This window comes from Hymenobacter arizonensis (assembly GCF_900115775.1).
Lineage (GTDB): Bacteria > Bacteroidota > Bacteroidia > Cytophagales > Hymenobacteraceae > Hymenobacter > Hymenobacter arizonensis.
The window spans coordinates 104,579-129,271 of the sequence record NZ_FOXS01000007.1; the positions used below are offsets into that span (position 1 = coordinate 104,579).

Annotated in this window: 18 protein-coding genes; 9 read left to right on the top strand and 9 right to left on the bottom strand. The window is 59.1% G+C overall.

The genetic code is table 11. The features are described 5' to 3' along the window. Nucleotides 1-83 precede the first annotated feature (83 nt). Nucleotides 84-2,906, top strand: coding sequence for a response regulator (locus BMZ66_RS20685; RefSeq protein WP_092677965.1), 2,823 nt, complete (start codon nucleotides 84-86; stop codon nucleotides 2,904-2,906). Between the two features lie 343 nt (nucleotides 2,907-3,249). Further along, entirely contained in the window at nucleotides 3,250-5,355 is a 2,106-nt protein-coding gene (locus BMZ66_RS20690; RefSeq protein ID WP_092677967.1) for an OmpA family protein, read from the top strand. 124 nt (nucleotides 5,356-5,479) lie between these two features. Here BMZ66_RS20690 and BMZ66_RS20695 read toward each other — a convergent pair whose 3' ends face one another. The 5 genes from BMZ66_RS20695 to proS all read right to left on the bottom strand — a co-directional run bounded on the left by BMZ66_RS20695 (nucleotide 5,480) and on the right by proS (nucleotide 9,872). After that, nucleotides 5,480-5,995: a CHRD domain-containing protein gene (locus tag BMZ66_RS20695; RefSeq protein WP_092677969.1), complete on the bottom strand. Its 516-nt coding sequence runs from the start codon at nucleotides 5,993-5,995 to the stop codon at nucleotides 5,480-5,482. Nucleotides 5,996-6,229: 234 nt separating this feature from the next. Next, entirely contained in the window at nucleotides 6,230-7,225 is a 996-nt protein-coding gene (floA, locus tag BMZ66_RS20700; protein WP_092677971.1) for a flotillin-like protein FloA, read from the bottom strand. An 89-nt stretch (nucleotides 7,226-7,314) separates the two neighbouring features. Then, nucleotides 7,315-7,779, bottom strand: a complete 465-nt coding sequence (locus BMZ66_RS20705; protein ID WP_092677973.1) for an NfeD family protein — start codon at nucleotides 7,777-7,779, stop codon at nucleotides 7,315-7,317. A 74-nt stretch (nucleotides 7,780-7,853) separates the two neighbouring features. Further along, entirely contained in the window at nucleotides 7,854-8,285 is a 432-nt protein-coding gene (locus tag BMZ66_RS20710; RefSeq protein WP_177204836.1) for a DUF4844 domain-containing protein, read from the bottom strand. Between the two features lie 111 nt (nucleotides 8,286-8,396). Next, nucleotides 8,397-9,872, bottom strand: a complete 1,476-nt coding sequence (gene proS / locus BMZ66_RS20715; RefSeq protein ID WP_092677977.1) for a proline--tRNA ligase — start codon at nucleotides 9,870-9,872, stop codon at nucleotides 8,397-8,399. Between the two features lie 271 nt (nucleotides 9,873-10,143). Here proS and BMZ66_RS20720 point away from each other — a divergent pair, with 271 nt between their 5' ends. Together BMZ66_RS20720 and BMZ66_RS20725 are read left to right on the top strand one after the other, a co-directional pair. Next, nucleotides 10,144-11,451, top strand: coding sequence for a hypothetical protein (locus BMZ66_RS20720; RefSeq protein ID WP_092677979.1), 1,308 nt, complete (start codon nucleotides 10,144-10,146; stop codon nucleotides 11,449-11,451). A gap of 79 nt (nucleotides 11,452-11,530) precedes the next feature. Then, entirely contained in the window at nucleotides 11,531-13,093 is a 1,563-nt protein-coding gene (locus tag BMZ66_RS20725) for an OmpP1/FadL family transporter (protein ID WP_092677981.1), read from the top strand. 98 nt (nucleotides 13,094-13,191) lie between these two features. On the opposite strand, the gene BMZ66_RS20730 is transcribed toward BMZ66_RS20725, so the two are convergent. Further along, the gene (locus tag BMZ66_RS20730) at nucleotides 13,192-14,217 is read right to left on the bottom strand and encodes a hypothetical protein (protein WP_092677982.1); all 1,026 of its coding nucleotides are present in this window, start codon (nucleotides 14,215-14,217) and stop codon (nucleotides 13,192-13,194) included. Nucleotides 14,218-14,320: 103 nt separating this feature from the next. Between BMZ66_RS20730 and BMZ66_RS20735 the strand changes: the two genes are divergently transcribed. Beyond that, a complete protein-coding gene (locus BMZ66_RS20735; protein WP_092677984.1) occupies nucleotides 14,321-16,561 on the top strand; it encodes a S9 family peptidase in 2,241 nt (746 codons plus the stop codon). Nucleotides 16,562-17,307: 746 nt separating this feature from the next. Here the strand turns inward: BMZ66_RS20735 and BMZ66_RS20740 are convergent. Beyond that, nucleotides 17,308-18,885, bottom strand: a complete 1,578-nt coding sequence (locus tag BMZ66_RS20740; protein ID WP_234795199.1) for a catalase — start codon at nucleotides 18,883-18,885, stop codon at nucleotides 17,308-17,310. A gap of 361 nt (nucleotides 18,886-19,246) precedes the next feature. Then, nucleotides 19,247-20,104, bottom strand: a complete 858-nt coding sequence (prmC, locus tag BMZ66_RS20745) for a peptide chain release factor N(5)-glutamine methyltransferase (RefSeq protein ID WP_092677988.1) — start codon at nucleotides 20,102-20,104, stop codon at nucleotides 19,247-19,249. Nucleotides 20,105-20,158: 54 nt separating this feature from the next. Between prmC and ribD the strand changes: the two genes are divergently transcribed. The 4 genes from ribD to BMZ66_RS20765 all read left to right on the top strand — a co-directional run bounded on the left by ribD (nucleotide 20,159) and on the right by BMZ66_RS20765 (nucleotide 23,841). Then, the gene (gene ribD, locus BMZ66_RS20750; RefSeq protein WP_092677990.1) at nucleotides 20,159-21,196 is read left to right on the top strand and encodes a bifunctional diaminohydroxyphosphoribosylaminopyrimidine deaminase/5-amino-6-(5-phosphoribosylamino)uracil reductase RibD; all 1,038 of its coding nucleotides are present in this window, start codon (nucleotides 20,159-20,161) and stop codon (nucleotides 21,194-21,196) included. Nucleotides 21,197-21,295: 99 nt separating this feature from the next. After that, nucleotides 21,296-21,778: a free L-methionine (R)-S-oxide reductase MsrC gene (locus BMZ66_RS20755; RefSeq protein WP_092677992.1), complete on the top strand. Its 483-nt coding sequence runs from the start codon at nucleotides 21,296-21,298 to the stop codon at nucleotides 21,776-21,778. Between the two features lie 48 nt (nucleotides 21,779-21,826). Then, nucleotides 21,827-22,504 (top strand): Cj0371 family chemotaxis-regulating polar lipoprotein, encoded by a 678-nt coding sequence (locus BMZ66_RS20760; protein WP_092677994.1) that lies wholly within the window; start codon nucleotides 21,827-21,829, stop codon nucleotides 22,502-22,504. Nucleotides 22,505-22,665: 161 nt separating this feature from the next. Continuing rightward, complete coding sequence (locus BMZ66_RS20765; RefSeq protein ID WP_092677996.1) at nucleotides 22,666-23,841, top strand: glutathionylspermidine synthase family protein; 1,176 nt, start codon at nucleotides 22,666-22,668, stop codon at nucleotides 23,839-23,841. Nucleotides 23,842-23,984: 143 nt separating this feature from the next. Here BMZ66_RS20765 and BMZ66_RS20770 read toward each other — a convergent pair whose 3' ends face one another. Beyond that, complete coding sequence (locus tag BMZ66_RS20770) at nucleotides 23,985-24,650, bottom strand: phosphatidylserine decarboxylase family protein (RefSeq protein WP_092677998.1); 666 nt, start codon at nucleotides 24,648-24,650, stop codon at nucleotides 23,985-23,987. Between the last annotated feature and the right edge of the window lie 43 nt (nucleotides 24,651-24,693).

The window sequence follows — 24,693 nt, forward strand, 5'->3', positions numbered from 1 at the left end:
AGGTAAAGTAAAATTTTCGAGATTCTGATTTTTTTCCAATTTCGTGGCAGGACGTTCCGCGTATTGTCAGGCATATTTGTAGGATGAAGCGTGCCGACGATACCCTGCTCCTCTCCGATAATCCGGCTGAACTCCGTGCCCTGCTCCTGGCCGAACGCCAACGCCGCAAGCAGGCCGAGGCCGATTTGACGGCCTTGCGCGTCACCAGCCGCATTCCTCAGTTAAATCCCAATCCGATAATCCGGCTGAGCAGCACCGGCGAGCTCCTGTTTGCCAACCCGGCCGCCGCCATGCTGGCCGACGAGCTGCTGGCAACCGGCCCTTCGCGGGTGCGCCCGCAATTGGTGCAAGCGGCCCAGCACACCCTGCGCACGGGCGAGTCACTGCAGCGCGAGCTGCAAGCCAACGGCCAGCACTTCTTGCTGTTTGCGGTGCCGGTGCTGGAAGAAGGCTTTGCCATGCTCTACCTCACCGACGTGACGGCCCGGCGGCAGGCCGAGCAGGAAACCCGTGAGCAGCGCGAGTTCTACGAAACCATTCTGGCCCACTTGCCGGCAGTAGTCACGGTGCTCGACCCCGACCAGCGCTACCGCTACGTGAACCCCTACGCCGAACCCGACCCGGAGCTGCGCCAGGCCCGGGTAGGCCTGAGCTTTGCCGACCACTGCGCCGCCTCGGGGCTGCCACCGGCTCTGGCCGTGCGCCGTCGCCGCTTGTTTGACCGCGCCGTGACCACCCGCGATACCGTGAGCTGGGAAGAGCAGTGGCCCGGGTCGGACGGGGACATCGCCAAGTATTGGCAGTGCTATTATCAGCCCATTTTTGCCCCGGACGGCATTCTGCGCGAGGTGATGTGCTACGGCCTCGACATCACCGTCCGGCGGCAGGCTGAGGCGCGCTCCCACCAGAGCGAAGCCCAAATGCTGGTCCAGCAGGCATTCACCAGCTTGGTGCTGGACCTCAACCCCAACCTGATTTGGGTACGCGACGCCGAGGGCAACACCATGTTTGAGAACGCAGAGATGAAGGCCATGCGCGAGCGCATCAGGGACCTGGCCGGTGCCGTTACCATGGAAGCTGCTCTCGACATGGAGGTGCTCAAAACGTCGGCCCTCACCGACCAGGAAGTGCTCAAATCGGGTCAGAAAATTCTGAACATAACCTCATTAAGGCTCGGCAACGGCGAGGAGCGCTGGTTTCAGACGGTGCGCTGCCCCATGGTGCTGGCCGACGGCACCGCGCAGGTGCTGGGCGTAAGCACCGACATCACGGCGCTCAAGCAAGCGCAGCAGGAAGCGGAAGCCGCCGCCCTGGCCCGCGAAAACTTCCTGGCCAACATGAGCCACGAAATCCGCACGCCGCTCAATGGCGTGCTGGGCATGACAAGCCTGCTCGCCAAAACCAGCCTCAACGAGCAGCAGCGCAGCTACACGGCCATCATCCAGCACTCGGGACGGCACTTGCTGAACGTGGTGAACGACGTGCTCGACATGGCCAAAATCACCTCGGGCAACCTGGAGCTGGAGCAGTCAGCCTTCAACCTCTGCGATTCCATGGGCAAAGCGGCGCACCCCCTGGTGATGCAGGCCCAGGAAAAAGGCATTCGGGTGGTGGGCACGCTCCTGCGCGATTCCTGCCCCCTGCCCTGGGTAGTTGGCGATTCCTACCGCCTCAACCAAGTGCTGATAAACCTGCTGTCGAACGCCATCAAGTTTACTCCGGCGGGTGGCACGGTGGCGATAGGCGGCTACTTTGTGAGCGAAACCGAAGACACCCTCACCACTGAGTTTCGGGTGACGGATAGCGGCATCGGCATTGCGCCCGACAAGCTGGAAAGCATTTTTCAGGAATTCACGCAGGCCTACGCCGACACCACCCGGCAGTTTGGTGGTACGGGACTAGGGCTGAGCATCAGCCGGGCCCTGGTGGCCCAGATGGGCGGACGGCTCACGGTGCAAAGCCAGCCGGGCCAGGGCAGCTCTTTCTCCTTCGTGACCACGCTGCCCAAGGCCAGCGCCGAAGCGCGGCAAAAAGCCAATGAGCCCGTGGTAATGCTGCAGGAAGCAGCCGTGCGCGGCCGCCGCGTGCTGCTGGTAGAAGACAACGCTGTGAACCGCGAAGTAGCCCAGCTGCTGTTGGAAGGCCACGGCGTGGTGGTAGACGAAGCCGCCAGCGGCCTCGAAGCTCTCGAATTGTTTGAGGAGTGCCGCTACGATGCCGTATTGATGGATATTCAGATGCCCGGCATGAACGGGCTGGAAGCCACCGCCCGCATTCGGGCGCACTACGACCCTGTGAAGGCCGCCACCCCCATTCTGGCCCTCACGGCCAATGCCTTCCGCGCCGATGCCGAGAAGTATGCCGAGGCCGGCATGAACGACACCCTGCCCAAACCCTTCGACGAGGCCGAGCTGCTCGGCAAACTGGCCGCGCTCATGGCCGGCGGCGGTCCCGCCTCGGCCCTAGCGGCCGCTTTGCCAGCTGCCCCCGCCCCAACCGAAACCAGCGAAGCCGCCCCAGCCAACGCCACCGTGCCGCATCCCGCCCCGGCGCCTGAGGCCGCCGAAGCCGCTGCCCCGCTCTTCGACCTCGCCTTGCTAAGCCAAACCGCCCACGGCAGCACGGCTTTCATGAACCGCATTCTGACCTCTTTCCACAACAACACTCCCGGCAGCGTGGCAGAGCTTCGGGCAGCCAGCGCCGCGGCCAACTGGCCTGTGGCTGCGGCGCTGGCCCACAAGCTGCGGCCGTCGCTGCGCCTGCTCGGAGCAGCTGGGCTCCTGCCCCACATGGCCGTGCTCGAAGCCGAAAGCTCATCGGAACCCGAGCGCCAAACCGCTGCGAAGGAACTGGAAGCAGGGCTAGAGGAACTACTAAAGGTGCTACCCCAAAAACTGGAATCTTAACGGGTTGCAGTTATCTATCTCAAGCCCTATCGAACTATGCCTTCAGTTCGCTTGCCTCATCACAAATACTAAAATTATAAATTTGCCAACACATTGTCTCTTGCCGCGGCTGCATGCTAGGCCGTGGCCCAAATAAGCCGATTACCACCAAATTATCCCATACAAATCGCCCTGAAATTTCAGCTTCGCGGTGTTACCTTGGTAAGGTAATACACGGCGTGGCGGGAGTTGGGAAATAGTTTTTCATTAGGTTAGCTGTAAATAAAGCCGCTCGGGCCCGCTACTGTGCTTCTGCTATGGTCCGCGCGTGCCCGTGGGTTTTACTTTTTCTGCTATTAGTTCTATGTCTGAATCTTTTGTGTCCCGCCTGCTGACGTTCGTGTCGGTGGTTTTGCTACTATTATTTTCTGTCAATTCTCAAGCCCAGCAGGTGCTGTGGGCGGCCCGCGTTGTAGCTGTTTCGTCTCAGAAAGCCGAGGGCAAAGAGCCATTTGCTCCCTCGCAGGTACTGGGCACTCCCAACGCCCTGCCGCTGGGCCAAATCAGCAACGACGCGTGGATTCCCAAGAAAGAAGGCTCCAACGAATTCATTGAGGTGCGCTTTGGCCGTTCTATTGCGGCCCAGCAGGTAACGATAGTTGAAAACTTCAACCCGGGCTCCATCACCAAAGTGGAGCTGGTGGATACCAAAGGCGAAAAACACGAGGTATACACCAACACCAACCCAGGCCCGCTACCCGAGCCTTTCCGCACCCTGGAGGTGCGGTTTCCCGTGGCCGAATACCGCACCATTGGCGTCATTGTGCGGATGAACACGGGCAAAGTGGAGGGGGTGAACCAGATTGACGCCATCGGCATCGCCAACGTGGCTTCCACCATGGTGAAGCAGGCCTTCGATGCACCCAAGGGCCCCGACGCGGTGGCTTCTACCCAGTTCGACTCCTCGCTCGTGAACCTGGGACCGAACGTGAACTCGCGCTACGTCGATACTCACCCCGTAATCTCGCCCGATGGGCGCACACTGTATTTCGCCCGCCAGAGCCACCCCGGCAACGTGGGCGGCTCGCGCGACCCGCAGGACATCTGGATTTCCAAGCTAGTGTCGGGCAAAAACAAAACCTGGGGCCCGGCCAAGAACATGGGCGAGCCCAGCAACACGCCCGAAGACCCCAACGGCTTGGCCTCGGTGTCTGCCAACGGTCAGACGGCCCTGCTCATCGGCGTGTACGTCGACGGCCTCATGGAGCCCAAGGGTTTCAGCATGAGCCGCCGCTCGGCCGGTGGCTGGAGCAAGCCCGTGAAAGTGGAGATTGACGACTACTACAACAAAGACCCCGAACACATCGACGCCTGCCTGGCCACCTCGGGCAAGGCCCTGCTCATGGCCGTGGAGCGCAACGACGGCATCGGCGGCCAGGACATTTACGTGAGTTTCCCGAAGCCCGACAAGTTGCCCGGCGCCATGGCCGACCCCAAAAAGCAGGTGGAATGGACCAAGCCCCTGAACTTGGGCCCGAACGTGAACACGGCCAAAGCCGACTTCGCCCCCTTCCTGGCTGCTGATGAGAAGACCCTGTACTTCGCCAGCGAAGGCCGGGGCGGCTACGGCAAATCTGATATTTTTTACTGCAAGCGCCTCGATGATACTTGGACCAACTGGAGCCCGCCCCGTAACCTGGGCCCCGTAGTGAACTCGCCGGACTTCGACGCCTACTACACCGTATCGGCCGCCGGCCAGGATGCCTACCTCGTGTCGTCGCGCAACGGCACCGACGGCTCCAAGGACATTTTCCGCATCTCTCTCGCCCCCGCCTTCCAGCCCGAAGTGGTGACGCTGGTGACCGGCCGCGTACTCGACGTGAACACCGGCAAGCCCATTCGCGCCATCATTCACTACGAGAACCTGCTCACGGGCGAAGAAATCGGCGTGACCGAAACCGACCCGCGCGACGGCTCCTACACCATTGTGCTGCCCAGCGGCGTGCAGTATGGCTACCGCGCCGAAGCCGTCGGCTACCTGGCCGAGAACGCCAGCCTCGACGTGACGGCCAAGGACAAGTACTCCGAGCAGCAGCAAGACCTGTTCCTCGTGCCCTTCAACGTGGGCCAGACCGTGAAGCTGAACAATATCTTCTTCCAGCAGAGCCGTTACTACCTCAACACCAATTCCTACCCCGAGCTGGCCCGCCTCATCCGCATCATGAAAGACTACCCTTCGGTAGAAATCAAGATTTCCGGCCACACCGACAACCAAGGCGACCCTGCCCTTAACCTCAAGCTAAGCCAGGACCGGGTGAGCGAGGTGAAGAAGTACCTCAGCAGCCACGGCGTCAACGGCAGCCGCATTACCACCGAGGGCTTCGGCGGCACCAAGCCCATCGCCAGCAACGACCAGGAAGAAACCCGCGCCAAAAACCGGCGCGTAGAGTTCACCATCACCAAGAAGTAACGGCGGCAAGGCCTTGGCACTTGGCCGTGCTTCGCTCCGCTTTTCAGCTACACAAAAAAGCCTGACCACTTGGCCAGGCTTTTTTTGTATCCACTCAACGGGCGTTGGCTAGTACGTAGAAAGGCTAGCGCACCTGCCCACGGACTTCGCCGCCGGGATAGGCAGTAGAATGCACGTTGGTATAAATGCTGCCGGCTTCCATAGCGGCTATGAGCGCCGAGAGTGGCTGGCCGGCCAGACGGCCTTTCAGCGAAGCGCTGGTAATGATTCCCTCTGCTATCACTCCCTGCGGGCTGGGGCCCGTTCTGCCCACCAAATCGACCACTACCGGGCCATTGGTGCCGGCGTTGCCTAAGTGCAGGTGCCCAAAAATTACCGTAGTTCTGATATTGGCCACAATGAGCTTATACGACAGCGAATTGCCGTCTTTGCTCAACTTGAAATTGGCCTGACCAGTTGCATTCGTCGGAACTGCTGGCACCTCTTGGTCGCCCGAGAGATGGGCAGAAAAACTTCTGTCTCCAGACTTTGCGTCTGCCGCTTGCGCGCTGGCTGCAACCGACTGCGGCTCAACGGATTCTTTCTGGCAGCCGCTTAGCAGCAGTCCACCCAGGAACAATACACTCAGTAAGCTTTTCATATAGTGTTGGGATTTGGTGGGTTAATGGATAAGCATCCAACCGCTACCGTCCCAATCGGTTAGCTTGTTTTAATGAAATGACAAAATCTTATATTCACATTGCGGCGCCCTTACCGATTTTGATTCCACCAAAAAGGCCTGTTCCATACGGAGCAGGCCTTTTTGGTGGGAAAGCAGTAAACTAATTGGGTCAGGGTTAGGCTTGCTGGAGGAAGCAAGTCACCTCAGTGTAGCTTAGGAGCTTAAGTTGCTCGAGCCGGGCTTCACGTTGCCGCTGCCGCCGGGGTTGGCGATGGAATCGCGCATGTCGGTATCAGCCTGTACGTTGCGCATTTTGTAGTAGTCCATAATGCCGAGGTTGCCGTTGCGGAAAGCTTCGGCCATGGCCTTGGGGATTTCGGCTTCGGCGTCTACCACGCGGGCTTTGGCCTCCTGGGTTTTGGCGCGGTTTTCCTGTTCCACGGCTACGGCCATGGCGCGGCGCTCTTCGGCGCGGGCCTCGGCCACGCGCAAGTCGGCAGCCGCCTGGTCCATCTGGAGCTTGGCACCAATGTTTTCTCCGATGTCCACGTCGGCGATGTCGATGGAGAGGATTTCGAAAGCAGTGCCCGCATCGAGACCTTTCGACAGCACGAGCTTGGAAATCTTATCGGGGTTTTCCAGCACTTCCTTGTGCGACTTCGACGAGCCTATGGTGCTCACAATGCCCTCGCCTACCCGCGCCAGAATGGTTTCTTCGCCGGCGCCGCCCACCAGCTGCGAGATGTTGGCCCGCACCGTGACCCGGGCAATAACGATGAGCTGAATGCCATCCTGCGACACCGCGGCTACGTTGGGGGTGTTAATTACCTTAGGGTTAACGCTGGTGGTCACGGCCTCAAACACGTTCCGGCCGGCCAAGTCGATGGCCGTGGCCTGCTTGAAGGTGAGCGGAATATTAGCCTTATCGGCCGAAATCAGCGCTTTGATTACACTGGGCACGTTGCCTCCTGCCAGAAAGTGAGTTTCCAAATCGTCAGCCGTCAGTTGAAGGCCCGCCTTAGTAGAGGTAATCAGAGAATTGACAATCAGGGATGGTGGCACTTTGCGCACCCGCATGAAAGCCAGCTGGAACAAACTCACTCGCACCCCCGAGAATACCGCGGTAACCCAAAGGCTAATGGGGAAGAAGTACAGGAACACCAGCAGAACTATGCCTGCTATGGCCAGTGGAAATAAGGGAAAATTCATGCTGAAAGGTAGTAACGAATTGGGTAGCGGCCTTGCGGGTACTGCCGCAGGCTCAATAAGTTTAACTAGACAAGTGCTGTGCTCGGACGCTAAGCCGTGGCCACCACAATGCGGTTTTGCTCAATAGCGAGCACGCGCACGGCGCTGCCCGAGGCCACAAACTCGCCCCGTGTTACTACCTCCCGCCGCTCGGTGCCGAAGAGCACCGTGCCCGATGGCCGCAGCGCCGACAGCGTGTGGCCCACTGTGCCCGGCGCCACATCGGCCCGGCGCGCGTCGTCTACCGTGGTATCATTAACGCTGTGGAGGGCCAGCCGTGACAGGTTTTTGGGCCGCAGCCCCACGTACACGATTACTCCGGCCAGCAGCGCTACCCCCACCAGCGCATAATGCCCCAGGGGGGTTCCCAGGTCGCGGTACCCCATCCAGACTCCCACCGCCAGCAGCGCAAAGCCCACGAAGCCGACTATGGTAGTGCCGGGAATGAAAATAACTTCGGCCGCCAGAAACAAGAGGCCAAACAAGAGCAGCATCGCAACAGAAAGCCAAGGCATGGGCGTACAGAAATAGGTTTCTTAAAGATACGCAGCGGCCAGCTTAATGGCTGACCACTCCCTGGCCTGGGCGCCTAGCGCCGAGCTGCCACAGGCTTCTTCTCCACGAAAGCGCTCAGCAAGCCTTCGGAGCTTTCCAGGCCCACAATCTCCAGCAAGTCCTGGTAGTAGACGGCCAGGTCTTGGCGCTCTTCCACCTTTTTCACCAATGGGTGCAGCTGGTTTAGGCTGGCATCAAGGGATTGCAGGTAGGCTTCCTTGGTGGGATTGGTTGAGGTGATGGCCAAAAACTCGTTGGTGGACTCCACCAAAATGCGATTGAGCGCGGGCCGCGCCTCTACAGGCAAAGAAGCAGGGCGCTTGTCGGTTACCACCCCGTTTCGGATTTTCTTGAGCACTTTCTCAAGCTTTACCGCGGCCCGGCCTGGTACCGCAACGGGGGTGAGAGTTTGGGCGTGGCTAGCAACAGCTGCTGCCATCATCAGAGTGAGTAAGAGTGCACGCATAGCAAGTAGGGAAAGTGAGGGCTGCGCAGACGCGCAGCCCATTTGCTTGCCAAGGTAGTAATATACCTTAATATTTATGCACTAATCTCCATTATTTAATTAATCAAGCTTTTAATAGGCTCGAGCGAAGTAGGCGCGGCGCGGACTGGGGTTCCCCGTCACCATGCAGATGCCCTCCTCGTCGGGCTCGTTCAGCGCCAGGCAGCGCACAGTGGCCTTCGTTTCGGTTTTGATGCGCTCTTCGGTTTCGGAAGTCCCATCGTAGTGCGCCAGCACAAAGCCAGCATCGGTGTCGAGCACCCGCTTGAACTCGTCGTAGCTGTCGACCCGCGTCATGTGGGTATCGCGGAATTTCTTGGCCTTTTCGTAAATATTCTGCTGAATATCATTTAACAGCCGGTCGACGCTGGCCACGATGTCGGCCAGGGGCAGGCTCATTTTCTCCTTGGTGTCGCGGCGGGCTACTTCTACGGTGCCAGCATCAAGGTCGCGGGCGCCGATGGCCAGGCGCACGGGTACGCCCTTCATCTCCCACTCGGCAAACTTGAAGCCGGGGCGCTCGGTGTCGCGGCTGTCCACTTTCACGGCAATGCCCCGCGCAATGAGGCCTTGCTGAATGGGCCGGATGCGCTCAAGCAGCGCATCAAGCTCGCCGGTTTTGTAGATGGGCACGATGACTACCTGAATGGGCGCCAGCTTGGGCGGCAGCACCAGGCCTTCGTCGTCGGAGTGCGCCATTACCAGGGCGCCCATCAGGCGGGTGCTCACACCCCAGCTGGTGCCCCATACGTGCTCGAGGCCACCTTCTTTGGTGGCAAAGGTCACGTCAAAGGCCTTGGCGAAGTTCTGGCCCAGGAAGTGACTGGTGCCGGCTTGCAGGGCTTTGCCATCCTGCATCAGCGCCTCGATGCAATAAGTGTCCTCGGCGCCGGCAAACCGCTCGTTGGGCGTCTTCACGCCTTTCACTACCGGCAGTGCCATGTGCTCCTCGGCGAACTCGGCGTACACGTCGAGCATCTGGCGGGTTTCGGCTACGGCTTCTTCAGCAGTGGCGTGGGCGGTGTGGCCTTCCTGCCACAGAAACTCGGCGGTGCGCAAAAACAGGCGGGTACGCATTTCCCAGCGCACCACGTTGGCCCACTGGTTGATTAGCAGCGGCAGGTCGCGGTAGCTCTGCACCCAGTTTTTGTAGGTGCTCCAGATGATGGCTTCCGAAGTAGGGCGCACCACCAGTTCCTCTTCCAGTTTGGCAGCAGGGTCCACGCGCAGCTTGCCGGGGTTGTCGGGGTCGGTTTGGAGGCGGTAGTGGGTTACTACGGCGCACTCTTTAGCGAAGCCCTCGGCGTTTTTTTCTTCGGCTTCGAAGAGACTTTTGGGGATGAAGATGGGGAAGTACGCATTTTCGTGGCCGGTGCGCTTGAACATGTCGTCCAATTGGCGCTGCATTTTTTCCCAAATGGCGTAGCCATAAGGTTTAATAACCATGCAGCCGCGCACGGCCGAATTCTCGGCCAAGCCAGCGCGCTTCACTAACTCATTGTACCAAAGCGAATAATCTTCTTGGCGGGTAGGCAACTTTTTGCTCATGGGAGGCATCTAAGATTTGATTGAAAAAGTTCCTAAGTCTGGTACAAGATTTGACCTAACAAAAGGGCACCGTTTCGGGGTCAAATTACGTTATTAATGCGCGGACCTCGTATTGGTTGGTAATTGGCCTTTGGGCTGCACCATACGGGCATCGGCAGCATTTTTTTGACGTTACTATTGTTTAGCTACCACTGAGTATCAACAGCATTAGCCGGCTTGCCCGGTTTGCGTTGTTATTTTACGGCACCCTCACACTCTTTCTATTTCAATCATGAAAAACCTGCTCACCGCATATTTGCCCGCCTTGGCCTTGCTCGCGTTGAGCGGTTGTGCGAGCACTGCCGGTTTGGCCTCTTCGGAGGACGACGGCGTTTACTATTCTTCTAAAGACCGCACTACGGCCATAGTACGCGCCGCGCCCGAACAGGAGCCGGCTAGCAACGAAGAAGCCGCTAACCCCGACTACAACGGCAGCACGGCCCGCTCTTCAACCCGCCAAAACCAAAACAGCGGCTCGGACGAGTACTACGATAACACATACACTTACATGCGTGGAGTGCCTGGCCCTGGCGTGAGCTACTACACGCCTTATAGCCCCTACACCAACCTCAACTATGCTGGGGCATGGGGAGGCATGGGAGGCTTCGGCATGTCGCCTTTTGGCTTCTACGACCCGTTCTTCAGCCCCTTTGCTAGTCCTTTCTACGGCTATGGCCCGGGGCTAAGCATCAGCATGGGCTTTGGAAACCCGTGGGGGTTTGGTGGCTTTGGCTACGGCCGGCGCATGGGCTTGGGCATGGGTTACGGGGCTGGCTTCTACGACCCCTTCTTCCACGGTGGGCCGTTTTATAGCGGGTTTTATGGCCGGGGCGCGTACTACGGCAATGCTTTCCATGGCAACAATTTCGGCTACGGCAATCGCTCTTTCGGTAACGAAAACGTGCGCCCCAGCCGCACCTATGGCCCCCGCAACAACCGCGTGATGGACGGCCGCTACTCGGCTGGTGGCGGCACTGCCAGCCCCAACGGGGCCGTGCGCAACGCCGATGCAACGGTTGCGCCGGGTCGGGCCCGCGTTCAGGACCGCCTTGCGCCCGGCACTCCGCAAACCATTGACGGCGCTACGGGCACCCAGACGCGTTCGGAGAACATTTCGGCTTCGCCCACTGAAAACGGTCGCAATGAGGGCTACAACCGCCCGCGCCGCCAGATGCGCGGCGAGCAACCCGTGTACCGCGACATGACGCAGCCCGGGGAGCGCATTGTGCGCGAGGGAGACGCCACGCCCCAGCGCGAGCAGACCACTACCCCACAGGAGGGTCAGCGTCGTCGGGGTGGTTTCTTCCAGAACGTTGTTACCCCTCCCAGCAACCCCGCGGGCCAGACAGCTGACCAGCCCGTGCGCCAGCGCACGTACGAACAGCCCCGTCAGGAGCGCACGCGTACCTACGAGCAACCTCGTCAGCAGTCTTACGAGCCCCAGCGCTCCAGCCAGCCCTCCTACTCGGCCCCGTCGTACAACAGCGGTGGTGGTGGCGGAGGTGGTGGCGGTGGCAGCCGTGGCCGTAGCCGCGACTAAGTGTTAAGCTGTTGATTTCTGCAAAACCCTTCTCAGCGAGCCGGCCTAACGGCCGGCTCCTTTTCTTCCTACCCTTCTCATGAAAAAACGGATAATTTGGCTCAGCCTGGCCCTGGTTGCAGGGTCGGCCAGCCACGCCTTTGCCCAATTTGCCAGCGATGCTCTTCGCCATTCCCGCCTGCAGTTTGGCGGGCCTGCCCGCACCCTGGGCATTGGCGGAGCCAACGTGGCGCTGGGCGCCGATTTTGGCAACCTGACCAGCAACCCAGCTGGCTTGGGCATGTATCAGAAATCCGAACTTCACTTCACGCCGGGCGTTGGCTTTGGTCAAGGCGAGGGCCGCATCGAGGGTAACTCGGCCGCGGCCCAGGAGGCAACCCAAAACAGCTTTCACGTGGGCAGCGCGGGCCTGGTATTCACCACCCGGCGCCCCGACGATGACCAGACCACCAACTGGCGGGCCGGGTCGTTTGCGCTGGGCTTCACACGCGTAGCCGATTTCAATAGTGCTTCGAACTACCAGGGTTCCATTAATAACAACCAGTCGTTTCTTTCGCGCCTGAGGCCTCAGGCCGGCGTCCGCAACCAGGCGTTCTATGACGACTTGGATAATCAGTTCGACAACAACCGATACACCACTAATTTGGGCCTTGCCTACGGTGCCTTTCTGGCCGACGTCCGGCAGGCCCGCACCGGAGCCCGACGCGACTCAGCCGTGGTGCTGCGGCAGCAAGGCAGCGTGCTGAATCAGGGAGAATTGGTAACGACTTCTGGCTCACAGTCGCAGTTTGACCTGGGCTACGGCGCCAGCTACCGCGACCGGCTGTACATCGGCGGCGCCATTGGCATTGTGAGCTCCAACTTCACGGAAACCCGTGTGCTGAGCGAAACCGATAACGACCCAAGCACTTATTTCATTGGCTTGCGCAGCCGAACTGTACAAAAAACGCAGGGCTCCGGTGTGAATGCGCGAGTGGGCGCCATCTATCGAGCTACCGACAACTTGCGGGTAGGCGCTTCGGTTCAGACCCCTACTTACATGCGCTTTACGGAGACATTTGATGAAAGCCTGACGTCTGAGTTCAGCGCTCAAGGCGCCGACCGGGTACCCAGCGACCTGCCCGTGGGCGAAAGAACCGTGGCTTTCGACCCGAACGACTACGAATACGCCCTGAATTCGCCGCTCCGAGCCAATGGCGGTTTAGCCTATACCATAGGCAAATTGGGCTTCATTACCGGCGATGTGGAATACGTGGGCTACGGACGGGCGCGCTTTGCCAACACTGACGACGTTGGCAGCCAGATAATTACCGATGAAAACAACGCCATCAAAACCCGCTACCAGAGCGCCCTCAACCTGCGCCTCGGGGCCGAGGGCCGCTTCGATATCTTCCGGGCACGGCTGGGCTTTGCGCGGTATGGCAGCCCTTACAAGACTGATACCGGCAGCGAGCGCGCCCAGAACTTCTATACTGGAGGTATAGGCATGCGGCAGGGCAACTTCTTTATTGACGCGGCCGCGGTGTACACCACCTTCAACCAAATCTATACTCCTTACTCGTTGGTCAATGGCTTGCAGCCGGTTGTGAACGTAAGCAACAACCGCTTCACCACCAGTGTCACGGCCGGCGTCACTTTCTAGTGCCTGGTTGGGCCGCAGTGCCACACAAGCAAAAAGGCTGCTCCTATTGGGGCAGCCTTTCTTGTTTGAGGTGCAGGGCTTTGATTACCTGTGCCCGGCTATTTCTGAACCTTAATGCTGCAGTTAAGCAAAGGAGAAGTGCCGGGCACTAGTTGTCCCACCAGCAGCAATCCATAATACCCTTCGCCGGTGCGGAAAGCAATTACATTGTTTTGGGCCAGCACGCCGGTTGATAAACTGTCGCTAGTGAAGAACGGCGTGCCTGCCGCAAAGGCCGAGACGAAGTTGGCAGTGGTGCGCGCTTCGGCAAACTGCGCGGCGGTGAGGCTGGTGCGCAACAATCGGGTGGCATTGCGGTTGGCCCGAGGCCACCGGGCCGTCGACAGCCGGCGCCCCAGGCTATCGGATGCGGGGCCATCAAGGCGGATGGTGGCCCCGGTGCTGTTGGTCACGCACACCAAGTCAATCAGCCGCTGGTTGGGCTGCACCGTTGTTTCATTATTTAGCACAGCGTATCGGGGTAAGAGCAAGCCGTAGCGCAGGTTGAGAAACACCCGGGCCCGGTTGCGGAGGGTATCGGTGGCCGTCGCGGGCTGGGGCCGCATTAGCACGGTGTAGTTATGAAACACGGCAGCGGAATCCGCCTTGCTCACCGTGATGCGGTAGGAGCGGGAAGCGCTTTGGCCGTCGGCATCCGTCGCGGTGTATGTCCATTGTTCGATGCCAGAGGTAGAGCGCGCCGAGAAGCGGTTGTCGAAGATGTACTCGCCGCCTTTATAAGGAGAAGTGTAGTTGCGAGTGCTGAAAAGGGGCGTTATCAGCGAATCCAGGTAAACGAGGGTTTGGGAGGCTGGGGCATTGTCAGCGTCGAAATTCGAAATCGGCAGTGGATACAGAATGGGGCTTAGGCCGGGCGTGTAGGTAACCTCGATGCGCAGGCGCCGCAGCAGGCTTTCGCCGCCCACGGCGTAAGCTCGGGTGGAGAGGGTATCGTTGGGGGAAGCAGTGCGGTTACTGGACGTCAGGGCGGTGTTGCCGATGAAGTCGAGGCGTACTGGGCCCTTTGCTTTAGAGCAAGCGCCCAGCAGCAAGGGCAGAAAAACGTACAGAAGGCGAAAGCGCATAGTGCAAAGGTAGCGGGAGGCCCGGGCTGCACAGGTGCTGCCGGTGGCTATTACCTTTAACGTTCTGTTCCCTTCCTTATTTCGCTCACGCCCTTTATAGTATATGCGTTTTCGCTTTTTTGCGCTGGCCGCGCTACTGGCCACCAACGGACCGGCCCTGCTGCCAGGCTTCACTCCTACCACTGTTCAGGCGCAGCAAAAGCTGCCTCTCACCTTAGAAGATATTTGGGCCAAACCCACGTTTCGCGCCGCGAGCGTGCCAGGATTCAACTGGATGAACGATGGCCGGTACTACTCGGCGCTAGAAGCCGGGGGCCTCGTGCAGCACGAAGTAACGACCGGCAAGGCCGTGCAAAACTTAGTAGCAGCCACCGACCTGAAAGTAGAAGGCTCCGACAAGCCCCTGGCCGTGGACGGCTACTCTTTCAATGCCAACGAGCAGAAGGTGCTGTTCACTACCGGCACCGAGCCCATTTATCGGCACAGTGCGCGAGCCAGCTATTACGTATTCGACCGCGGCACCAAAAAGCTCACGCCGCTGAGCGCCAGCGGCAAGCAGGGCTACGCCACGTTTTCGCCCGATGGCCAGCGCGTGGCCTTCACCCGCGACAACAACGTGTTTGTGACCGACCTGGCCACCATGCAAGAAACCGCCGTGACCACCAACGGCGTGAAAAACCAACTCATAAACGGCTCTGCCGACTGGGTGTACGAAGAGGAATTTGGCTTTGCCCAAGGCTTTTTCTGGTCGCCCGACAGCAAGCAGATTGCCTTCTTCACCTTCGACGAAAGCCAGGTGCCGGAGTACGACATGCAAAAGTGGGGCGACCTTTACCCCGAGGAGTACCGGTTTAAATACCCCAAAGCCGGCGAGAAAAACTCAGTGGTCAGCGTTTCGACCTACGACGTAGCCAGCGCCCGCACCACCAAAATGGACGTAGGCCCCGAGCCCGACCAGTACATTCCCCGCCTGCAGTGGACCACAGCGCCCAACACGCTCAGCATTCAGCGCCTGAACCGCCTGCAGAACAAGCTCGAAATTCTGCACGCCGACACCCGCACCGGCGCCACCCGCGTGGTGCTGACCGACACCAATCCGGCTTACGTGGAAATCAACGACGACCTGAAGTACCTGGCCGGCGGCAAGCAGTTCATCTTCACCAGCGAGAAGGACGGCTACCAGCACCTCTACCTGCACGACATGAACGGCAAGCAGTTGCGCCAGCTCACCAAGGGCAACTGGGAAATCAGCGCCATCAACGGCTTCGACCCCAAAAGCGGCTTCGTGTACTACACCAGCACCGAGGGCTCGCCGTTGCAGCGTCACCTCTACCGCGTCAACCTGAAGGGCACGGGCAAAAAGCGCATCAGCGACGCCGAAAACGGCACCGACGTGGTGAACATGAGCCCCGACACCAAGTACTTCCTCAATACGCACTCCTCGGCCGGCGTGCCGGCCCTAGTGAGCCTGCGCGAGGGCAGCACCGGCAAGCTGGTGAAGGTGCTGGAAGACAACTCCAAGCTGGTTCAGACCCTGACGCAGTACGACCTTGGCAAGCACGAATTCATCAACTTCAAAACGTCGGAAGGCATCGACCTGAACGGTTGGATGATTAAGCCCAGCAACTTCGACCCCAACAAAAAGTATCCGGTGCTCATGCACGTGTACGGCGGTCCCAGCTTCGGCACCAGCAGCTCCCAGACCGTGCTCGACAACGCCGGCGGCGGCACGGCTTTTACTAACTACCTCTGGCACCAGATGCTGGCCCAGCAGGGTTACATCGTGGTTTCAGTAGAAAACCGCGGTACTTCGGGCCGCGGCTCGGCTTTCCGCAAGTCCACTTATGCCAACCTGGGCAAGCTGGAGACCATTGACCAGGGCGAAGGCGCCAAGTACCTCGGCAGCCTTCCCTACGTTGACAAGTCGCGCATCGGCATTTGGGGCTGGAGCTACGGCGGCTATATGACCTCGCTGGCCATGACCAAGAACCCTGACCTCTTCAAAATGGGCATCGCCGTGGCGCCCGTCACCAACTGGCGCTACTACGACACCGTGTACACGGAGCGCTACCTCAAAACACCCCAGGAAAACCCCGCCGGCTACGACGAGAACTCACCCGTGCAGTTCGCGCAAAACCTCAAAGGCAAGTTCCTGCTCGTGCACGGCACCGGCGACGACAACGTGCACTTCCAAAACTCCATCGCCTTCGTCGACGCCCTGATTAAAGCCGACAAAGACTACCAGACGCTGTACTACCCCAACCGCAACCACGGCATCGGGGGCGGCAACACGCGCCTGCACCTCTACCGGCAGATGACCAATTTTGTGAAGCAGAATTTGTAAGCCTGCTGATTTTCTTTTTAGCTAAGCCAGATACTCGGTTTCTCCATCATGAGAAATAGAGTATCTGGCTTTTTTAATTTTTAATAATTTTTCCAACTCATAAATATACAATTTTGGTAGAGCCTCATATTTTTTAATTCTATAGTGAATGCCCATTTCATATTTTTTATCATATTTTATTTATTTTATAATTTTAACAACTTATCTCATTTGATAATCATTAGTAAATTTATCTTCGTCAACAACTTATGCCTTTGATAAAAATTATTTTGTATAATTTAGCGGGCCCAACGGCATTAGCAGCGTTGGGTCTCCTTCGCAGTGGGGAGTTGTCCACTGTTTAATTCCCACCTTTATTTAGTTATGCCAAGCAATACTTTTACCCGAGCTATTCTGCTGTCCGGAGCAATCTGTGCCTATGCTACCAGCATAGCCAACCCGGCATTTGCAGGCACGAAACCTAGCCGAGCTTCTATCAGTGTGGATAAAACCATGACTGCTATTAGCAATACAAAGGTTACTATATGCCACAAAGGGCACGCCATTACGGTATCCATCAATGCCTTGCCTGCACACTTGGCACATGGTGACTCCCAGGGCACTTGCGGTCAGACCACCGTGCCAGACCGGCCAAATACAGAGCGAGTGGCGCGTTAGTGCCGGGCTGAGGTTGAATAGTATCCTATTTGACGTAGCAATAAAAAAGGGCTCCCTACTGGGAGCCCTTTTTTATTTGTGCCTCTGGATTAGTAAGGCTTGGCGTCGTGCGCCATTTCTTCGGCTTCTGCCACGGCTTCTGAGCCACGGCTTTCGTTGTACTGGTTGCCGCCTTCGGCGCTTTTGCCAGCGCGGGCGGCCTGCAGGCCTTCGGCCAGGCGGCGGCCCCAGTCGGCGTCGCAGTTGGTACACAGCTCAACCATTTTGTCGCTCACGGTGCGGTTGGCATCGGCGAGAGCGCCCACCATGTTGTTGATGAGGTCGTCGCGCTCCCAATCCTCGTGCAGGCGGTAGCGCTCACCAGCTTGCTTGAAGTTGTTGGTGCGGTCGATGGATTCGCGCATCAAACGGCCGTTGTACTGCGGCATGTGGTCGGGCGCGGTACGGGGCGCCTCCTTCAGGCCGTTGAGCGAACTGGGCTCGTAGTTGATGTGGTTGTTCTGGCCCGGGGCCGAGTCCACGTGGTAGGCCATCTGGCCGTCGCGCTGGTTAGTGGCCACGTGCTTTTTGGGCGCGTTGATGGGCAGTTGCAAGTAGTTGGTGCCCACGCGGTAGCGCTGGGTATCGGAGTACGAGAACGTACGACCCTGCAGCATCTTGTCATCGGAGAAATCGAGGCCATCTACCAGCACACCCGTGCCAAACGCCGACTGCTCGACCTCAGCGAAGTAATTTTCGGGGTTCTTATTCAGCGTCATCATGCCCACGGGCAGGTGCGGGAACTGGTCTTCGGGCCAGATTTTGGTGTCGTCGAGCGGGTCAAAGTCCAGCTCCGGGTGCTCGTCGTCGCTCATAATCTGCACGCGCAGCTCCCATTTGGGAAAGTTGCCCTTCTCGATGTTCTCGAACAGGTCCTGGGTGGCGTGGTTGAAGTTCTTGGCCTGAATGGCTTCGGCTTCGGAAGCAGTCAGGTTTTTAATGCCTTGCTGCGGCTCCCAGTGGTATTTCACCAGCACGGCTTCGCCAGCGGCGTTTACCCACTTGTAGGTGTTCACACCCGAGCCTTGCATTTGGCGGTAATTGGCCGGAATGCCCCAGGGCGAAAACAGGAACGACACCATGTGCATGGCCTCGGGCGTGTTCGAGATGAAGTCAAAAATGCGTTCGCCGGTCTGGCGGTTGTGCACCGGGTCGGGCTTCTGCGAGTGAATGAGGTCCGGAAACTTCATGGCATCGCGAATAAAGAACACCTTCAGGTTGTTGCCAACCAAGTCCCAGTTGCCGTCTTCGGTGTAGAACTTTACCGCGAAGCCGCGTGGGTCGCGCAGGGTTTCGGGGGAGTGGCCGCCGTGGCCCACCGTGCTGAAGCGCACAAACACCGGCGTCTCTTTGCCAGGAGTGTTGAACAGCTTGGCGCGGGTGTACTTTTCAATGGGCTCATCGCCCACTTTGCCGTAGGCTTCGAATACGCCGTGGGCGCCGGCGCCGCGGGCGTGCACCACGCGCTCAGGCACTCGCTCGCGGTCGAAATGGCTGATTTTCTCAATGAACTGATAGTTCTCGAGCGTAGCCGGGCCGCGGTTGCCTATGGTGCGGGTGTTCTGGTTGTTGGTCAGGGGATGGCCCTGGCGAGTGGTGAGGGTTTGGGCGTTTTCGCCGGCAGCCATGCGGCCGTCTTGTGAAGTGCCTGCCCCGTTTACCGCGGTGCCCGTGCCGTCGCCAGACGTGGGATTTTGCTCTTGGCTCATAGTATAGGTAGGTTAGAAAAGGTTGAAAGAATAACTACGTGTGCTGCGCAAATAACGCCAAAAAAAGAGGCTATGTTTGAAGCCACACGCCCCAAAAATGCTCATTTATCAGCGTTTAGGGGCGGTATAAAAGAGTCAGCCACAACTGCGGTCAATCCAGAAATTGACTGTAAAGACACGGACTATCAGGACATAGTTCGATGATTACCGCTGAGCATACATTACGGACTATAGTCAGTACGTGACGCCTTAAATAAGCTGGAAAGCTGCGCTCAACAAACTACTCACGGGTGCCGCGCACCACCCGCGGCTTGTCGAACATATCGGCCAGCACGCGCACATCACTGAAGCCGTACTCCTGCACCAACGCCGCCGTTTCCTCGCCCAGCGCTTCGTTGATTTCCAAGTAGAGGCCACCGCCGGGGCGGAGCAATTCGCGGCCAACTTCGCACAAGCGGCGATAAAACAGCAACGGGTCCTCGTCGGGCACAAACAGTGCGGTGGCGGGCTCCCAGGCCAGTACGTTTTCCCGCATCTGGGTCCGCTCGCTTTCGCGCACATAAGGTGGGTTACTCACCAAAATGTCGAGCGAAGCAGGTGGTATGGTAGCTGGCATGGCCTGCAGAATATCTACCTGTTCAAATGATACCGCTGGGGCATAGCGGGCGCCGTTGCGACGAGCGACGGCCAACGCTTCCTCCGAAATATCTACGGCCAGCACCTGAGACTTGGGCAGCAGCCGAGCCAGCGCCAGGGCCAGGCAGCCCGAGCCCGTACCTACGTCCAGCACCTGCAGGCCTGCCTGGCCCTGCCGCTCCATTCGAATCGCTCGGACCAATTCCTCGGTCTCGGGGCGCGGAATGAGGGTGGCTGGGCTTACCTCCAGCGTCATTTCCTCGAAAAACGCCTCTTGCAGCACATACTGCACTGGTTCCTGGCGTAGCAAGCGCGCCTGCAGCGGCGGCAGGGCGGCCAGCGCCTCAGCGGGCACCGGCTCCTGGGCATCCATCATGCGCTGCAGGGAATCGATTTGCAGCAGGTGCTCTACCACGAGGGTGGCAATGGCTTCGGCTTCGCGGTGGGGGTAGGTGGGCTGCAGCGCGGAGGCCAGGGTAGTGGTGAATTCGCGGATGGTCATCGGAACAAAGGTAGGCCCAAGGCGTAGCTATAAGCCGTTACCTACCTTCACCGGATGAAATCAGAAGATGTCATTTTCATGCGCCGCGCCCTCGATTTGGCACACTTGGGCACTGGCTACGCCCGCCCCAACCCCTTGGTCGGCTGCGTGGTCACTCACCAGGGACGCATCATTGGCGAGGGCTGGCACCAGCAGTACGGCGGGCCGCACGCGGAAGTAAACGCGCTGGCCGCTGTGCACGACCAGTCACTGCTGCGCCAAAGCCGCGTGTACGTAACCCTGGAGCCCTGCGCCCACCACGGCAAAACCCCGCCCTGCGCCGACTTGCTCATTGCCAAGGGAGTGCCCGAAGTCGTGATTTGCAACGAGGACCCGTTTCCGCTGGTGGCCGGCCGAGGCATTGAAAAGCTGCGCGCGGCCGGTGTGAAGGTCGAAACCGGCGTACTGGCCGAAGAAGGCCGCTGGCTCAACCGGCGCTTTTTCCGCTTCCACGAGAAGAAAAGGCCTTACCTGGTACTGAAATGGGCCGAAACGGCCGACGGCTTTCTGGCGGGGCGCTTTTTCCAGCCAGTGCAAATCAGCTGCCCGCAAGCGGGCCTGCTCACCCACCAATGGCGGGCCGAAGAACAGGCCATTCTGGTGGGCACGCGCACGGCCCTGCACGACAACCCCCGCCTGAACGTGCGCGACTGGCCCGGCCCCCAGCCCACGCGGCTCGTTATCGACAAAAACCTGTGCTTGCCGCCTTCGCACAACCTGCTCGACGGCTCGCAGCCCACCCTCATCTATACCTACCGGCAGCCCCGCCACGCCACCAACCTCGACCTCGTGACCCTGTCCGAGGCCGACGACCTCATCCCGCAGGTTCTGGCCGATTTGTATGAGCGCCAGATTCAGTCAGTGTTTGTGGAGGGCGGCCCCACTGTGCTCAACGCCCTGATTAATGCCGGGCTTTGGGACGAGATTCGCGTGTTTCGGGCGCCCATGAAGCTGGGCCAGGGCATAGCCGCCCCACGCCTTGGCCTAAATGGTTTGCACGAGCGTCGGAACGTTGGGCCCGATGAGTTGTTCTGGTATGTGAACGATAAGTAATCGGGCCACGGCCTAACTGTAATGCGCCGCATCTTTTGGCGAATAATCCTTTATTAAAATCACCATTCAACAACGCGAACGTACCCGTTCGCGCCTTCCATGGCCGAAAACCTCACCCTAGACACCACCCTCACCAAAGCCGAGCAATACCAGCAGCTGCTGCCTCAAATCGAGGCCCTGACCACCGGCGAGCCCGACTTAACTGCCAACCTGGCCAACACGGCGGCCGCTCTGCGCCAGGCCTTTGGCTTTTTCTGGGTCGGCTTCTACCTGGTGAAGGGCGATGAGCTGGTGCTGGGTCCGTTTCAGGGGCCCATTGCCTGCACGCGCATCCGCCACGGCAAGGGCGTGTGCGGCGCCAGTTGGGCCCAGGCCCAAACTTTATTGGTGCCCGACGTAGAAGAGTTTCCCGGCCACATTGCCTGCAGCTCCGATTCTAAATCCGAAATCGTGGTACCCATTATCAAAGCAGGCCAGGTGGTGGGCGTACTCGACGTGGACAGCGACCAGCTCAACGACTTCGACCACGACGACCAAACGGCGCTCGAGCAGCTCACGCAGCTGGCAGCCCGGTGGTTCTAGATTCTGTTTATACTTCCAGGTAACTTCTTTCTTTCCTATCTCAAGTCTATGAAAAAGCACTTTCACCCCCTTGGCGACTGGCGGCGCAACGTGCTGCTGATTGCCGCAGCCAGTAGCCTGGGCCTGGCGCTGGCCGCCTGCTCCGATAACAACCGCGCCGATACCAACGGCGCCGAAGCCGGCTGGGGCGGCGAAACCTACAGCCAGGGCGTCATCACGGAAATGACCGAGGTGCAGCCCGGCGAATGGAAAATCACGGCTGAGCGCCCGGCGGGCAAGGAAGAAGTAGCGGCCGTCCTGCGCCACTTCGATGGCAAGGTCGATACCCTGCAAGGCCAGGCTCTGCAACAAAAAATGCAGGATTACAGCCGCACCAACCCCGAAAACCGCGCCCGCGGTACGGGCATGATGGACATCCTTATGTGGAGCGGCATTGGCTACATGGCGGGCCGCTTCCTCACGCCCAACCGCGGCGCCTACTCTAACCCCGGCATCCTCCAGCAGAACCAGGGCTGGCGCTCCAACGTGGCCCAGGAGCGTCAGACGCAGGGCCGCGGCTTCTACGGCCGGGGCTTCGCTGGTGGCCGCACCTCTCCCAACGCAGGCATCCAGGAAAGCCGTTCTACGGTGCGCAGCTCGCCCCGCGGGGGCTTCCGCAGCAGTGCGCCGGCCGGCCGCAGCAGCGGGTTTGGCTCGCGTGGCGGCTCGCGGGGTTTTGGCGGGTAACTTATTTCAACGAGCACTGAAGAACGTCATGTCGAGCGCAGCGGAGACATCTCGCGTGGGGCACTAATCCAATCGTACAACGAAGCGAGCGAGATGTCTCGGCTGCGCTCGACATGACGTTCTTCAGTGCTGACTGCTCATTAATAATTGTTCATTGACTCATGATAAACCTCCTCCCCCTCACCGGCGACGTATCACCGGCCGTGCGCACGCTGGGCTGGGACTGGGCCATTGAGGAAGCCTGCCAGAACTATGTGGCCCGCGAAGCGGTGCAGCTCAGTGAGAACGAAGCCGAAGTGCTACTCCAAGCCGCTGACTCGCTCTACGACATGCTGGTGGAAGCCATTCCGGACCCCATTCCCGATGAGTTTCTGCAGCGGCTGGCCATTCCGGCCAACCTGTGGGGAGCCGTGCGCCACTCCTGGAACGATGAGCGCCACTGGCACCTTTACGGCCGCTTCGACCTGGTGATGACGCCGGAAGGCCCCAAGCTACTCGAGTTCAACGCCGATACCGCCACTAGCCTTCCCGAAACCAGCGTGGTGCAGTGGGCCAGCTTGGTGGCCACGGGCCAGTCCGACGAAGGTAGCCAGGCCAATGGCTTGTTTGAGTGCCTGGAAGACCAGTTCCGCCACTGGCGCACCCTCAACATCGACAAGCAAGCCACCCTCCTGCTCGTGTACCTGCCCGACAGCCCCGAGGACGAAGCCAACTGCGCCGTACTGGCCGAAGCCGCCCATGCGGCCGGCTTTGCCGACTACCACATTTGCCCCGTCGACGACATGAAAGTGTCGATAGCTGGCGAGGACCGCGGCATCTGGGCCGAAACGGCACCCGACCAGTGGCAGAAATTCGACTTCCTCTTTAAGCTAGTGCCCTGGGAAATACTGGCCGAGGAAGAGCCCGAGCTCACCGACGACCTCGTGCACCTGCAGCTCACCCGCGACGTGGTTACGGCCAATCCCGCGTATAGCCTAATGTTCCAGAGCAAAGCCCTGCTAGCTCACCTGTGGGAGACGTTTCCGCACCACCCCCTGCTGCTCGAAGCCAGCCTGACTAATCTGCCTGGCCACCACGTTCGTAAGCCTCTATTCGGCCGCGAAGGCCAGAACGTGGCCGAAATCCAACCCGACGGCCGCGCCAGCACTGAGGTACCCGGTGATTTTTCAAACCAGCCGCAGCTCTACCAGCGCTGGGCCGAGCTACCAACCGATGCACAGGGCCGCCGATACCAGGCGGGTGTGTTTTGGGCGGGCGAAGCTTGCGCCATTGGCTTCCGGCGGGAGGCGGGACTGATTACTAATTTGTCGGAGTTCGTGCCGCACGTATTAGTCTGACGCTAAGAGAGGCGCAGCCAACCACGGATTTATCAGATTTTGTGGACGGCATTTATTTGCTGCGTCTCGAAATAAACCTGAAGCAAAAAGCCCGGCTGCATCCATGCAGCCGGGCTTTTTGTATGTTATCAAGCTAGTAGTAATTACTTCACTTTGAGCTGGCAAATTACGGTTTCACCACCTTTTACTTTCTGGCCCAGCTCCACTTTTATCTCGGTGTCGATGGGCACAAATACGTCGACACGGGAGCCGAATTTGATGAAGCCGAACTCTTCGCCCTGGCTTACTTCGTCGCCCTCGTTCACGTACCACACAATGCGGCGGGCCATGGCACCGGCAATTTGCCGGAAGAGCACTAGCGGGCCGGCGTCGCTTTCCACCACCACGGTGGTGCGCTCGTTTTGGGTGCTGCTTTTGGGGTGCCAGGCCACCAGGTAGTTGCCCGGGTGGTACTTGAAATACTTCACCAAGCCCGAAATTGGGTTGCGGGTGACGTGCACGTTGATGGGCGACATGAAGATGCTGATTTGCTTGCGCTCATCTTCAAAATACTCGGGCTCGAACACGTTTTCGATTACCACCACCTTGCCGTCGGCGGGCGCCAGCAGCAGGTCTTCGTGGGTAAACAGGTGCCGGAACGGGCTGCGGAAGAACTGCAGGATTAGCAGAAAGACAATGACCGTGGCCCCGGCAAACAGCCGGTTGAACAGGTCAGCACCTTTGTTAAAATTAAATACCAATAAGTTAAGCACTAGCAAAATAAGCAGTGTAACAAACAGGATGCGTCTTCCTTCTTTATGAATCTTCATGCGAGTTGCGAATCGGGCCGCCGGGAGTGCAAGTTAAGCCCTC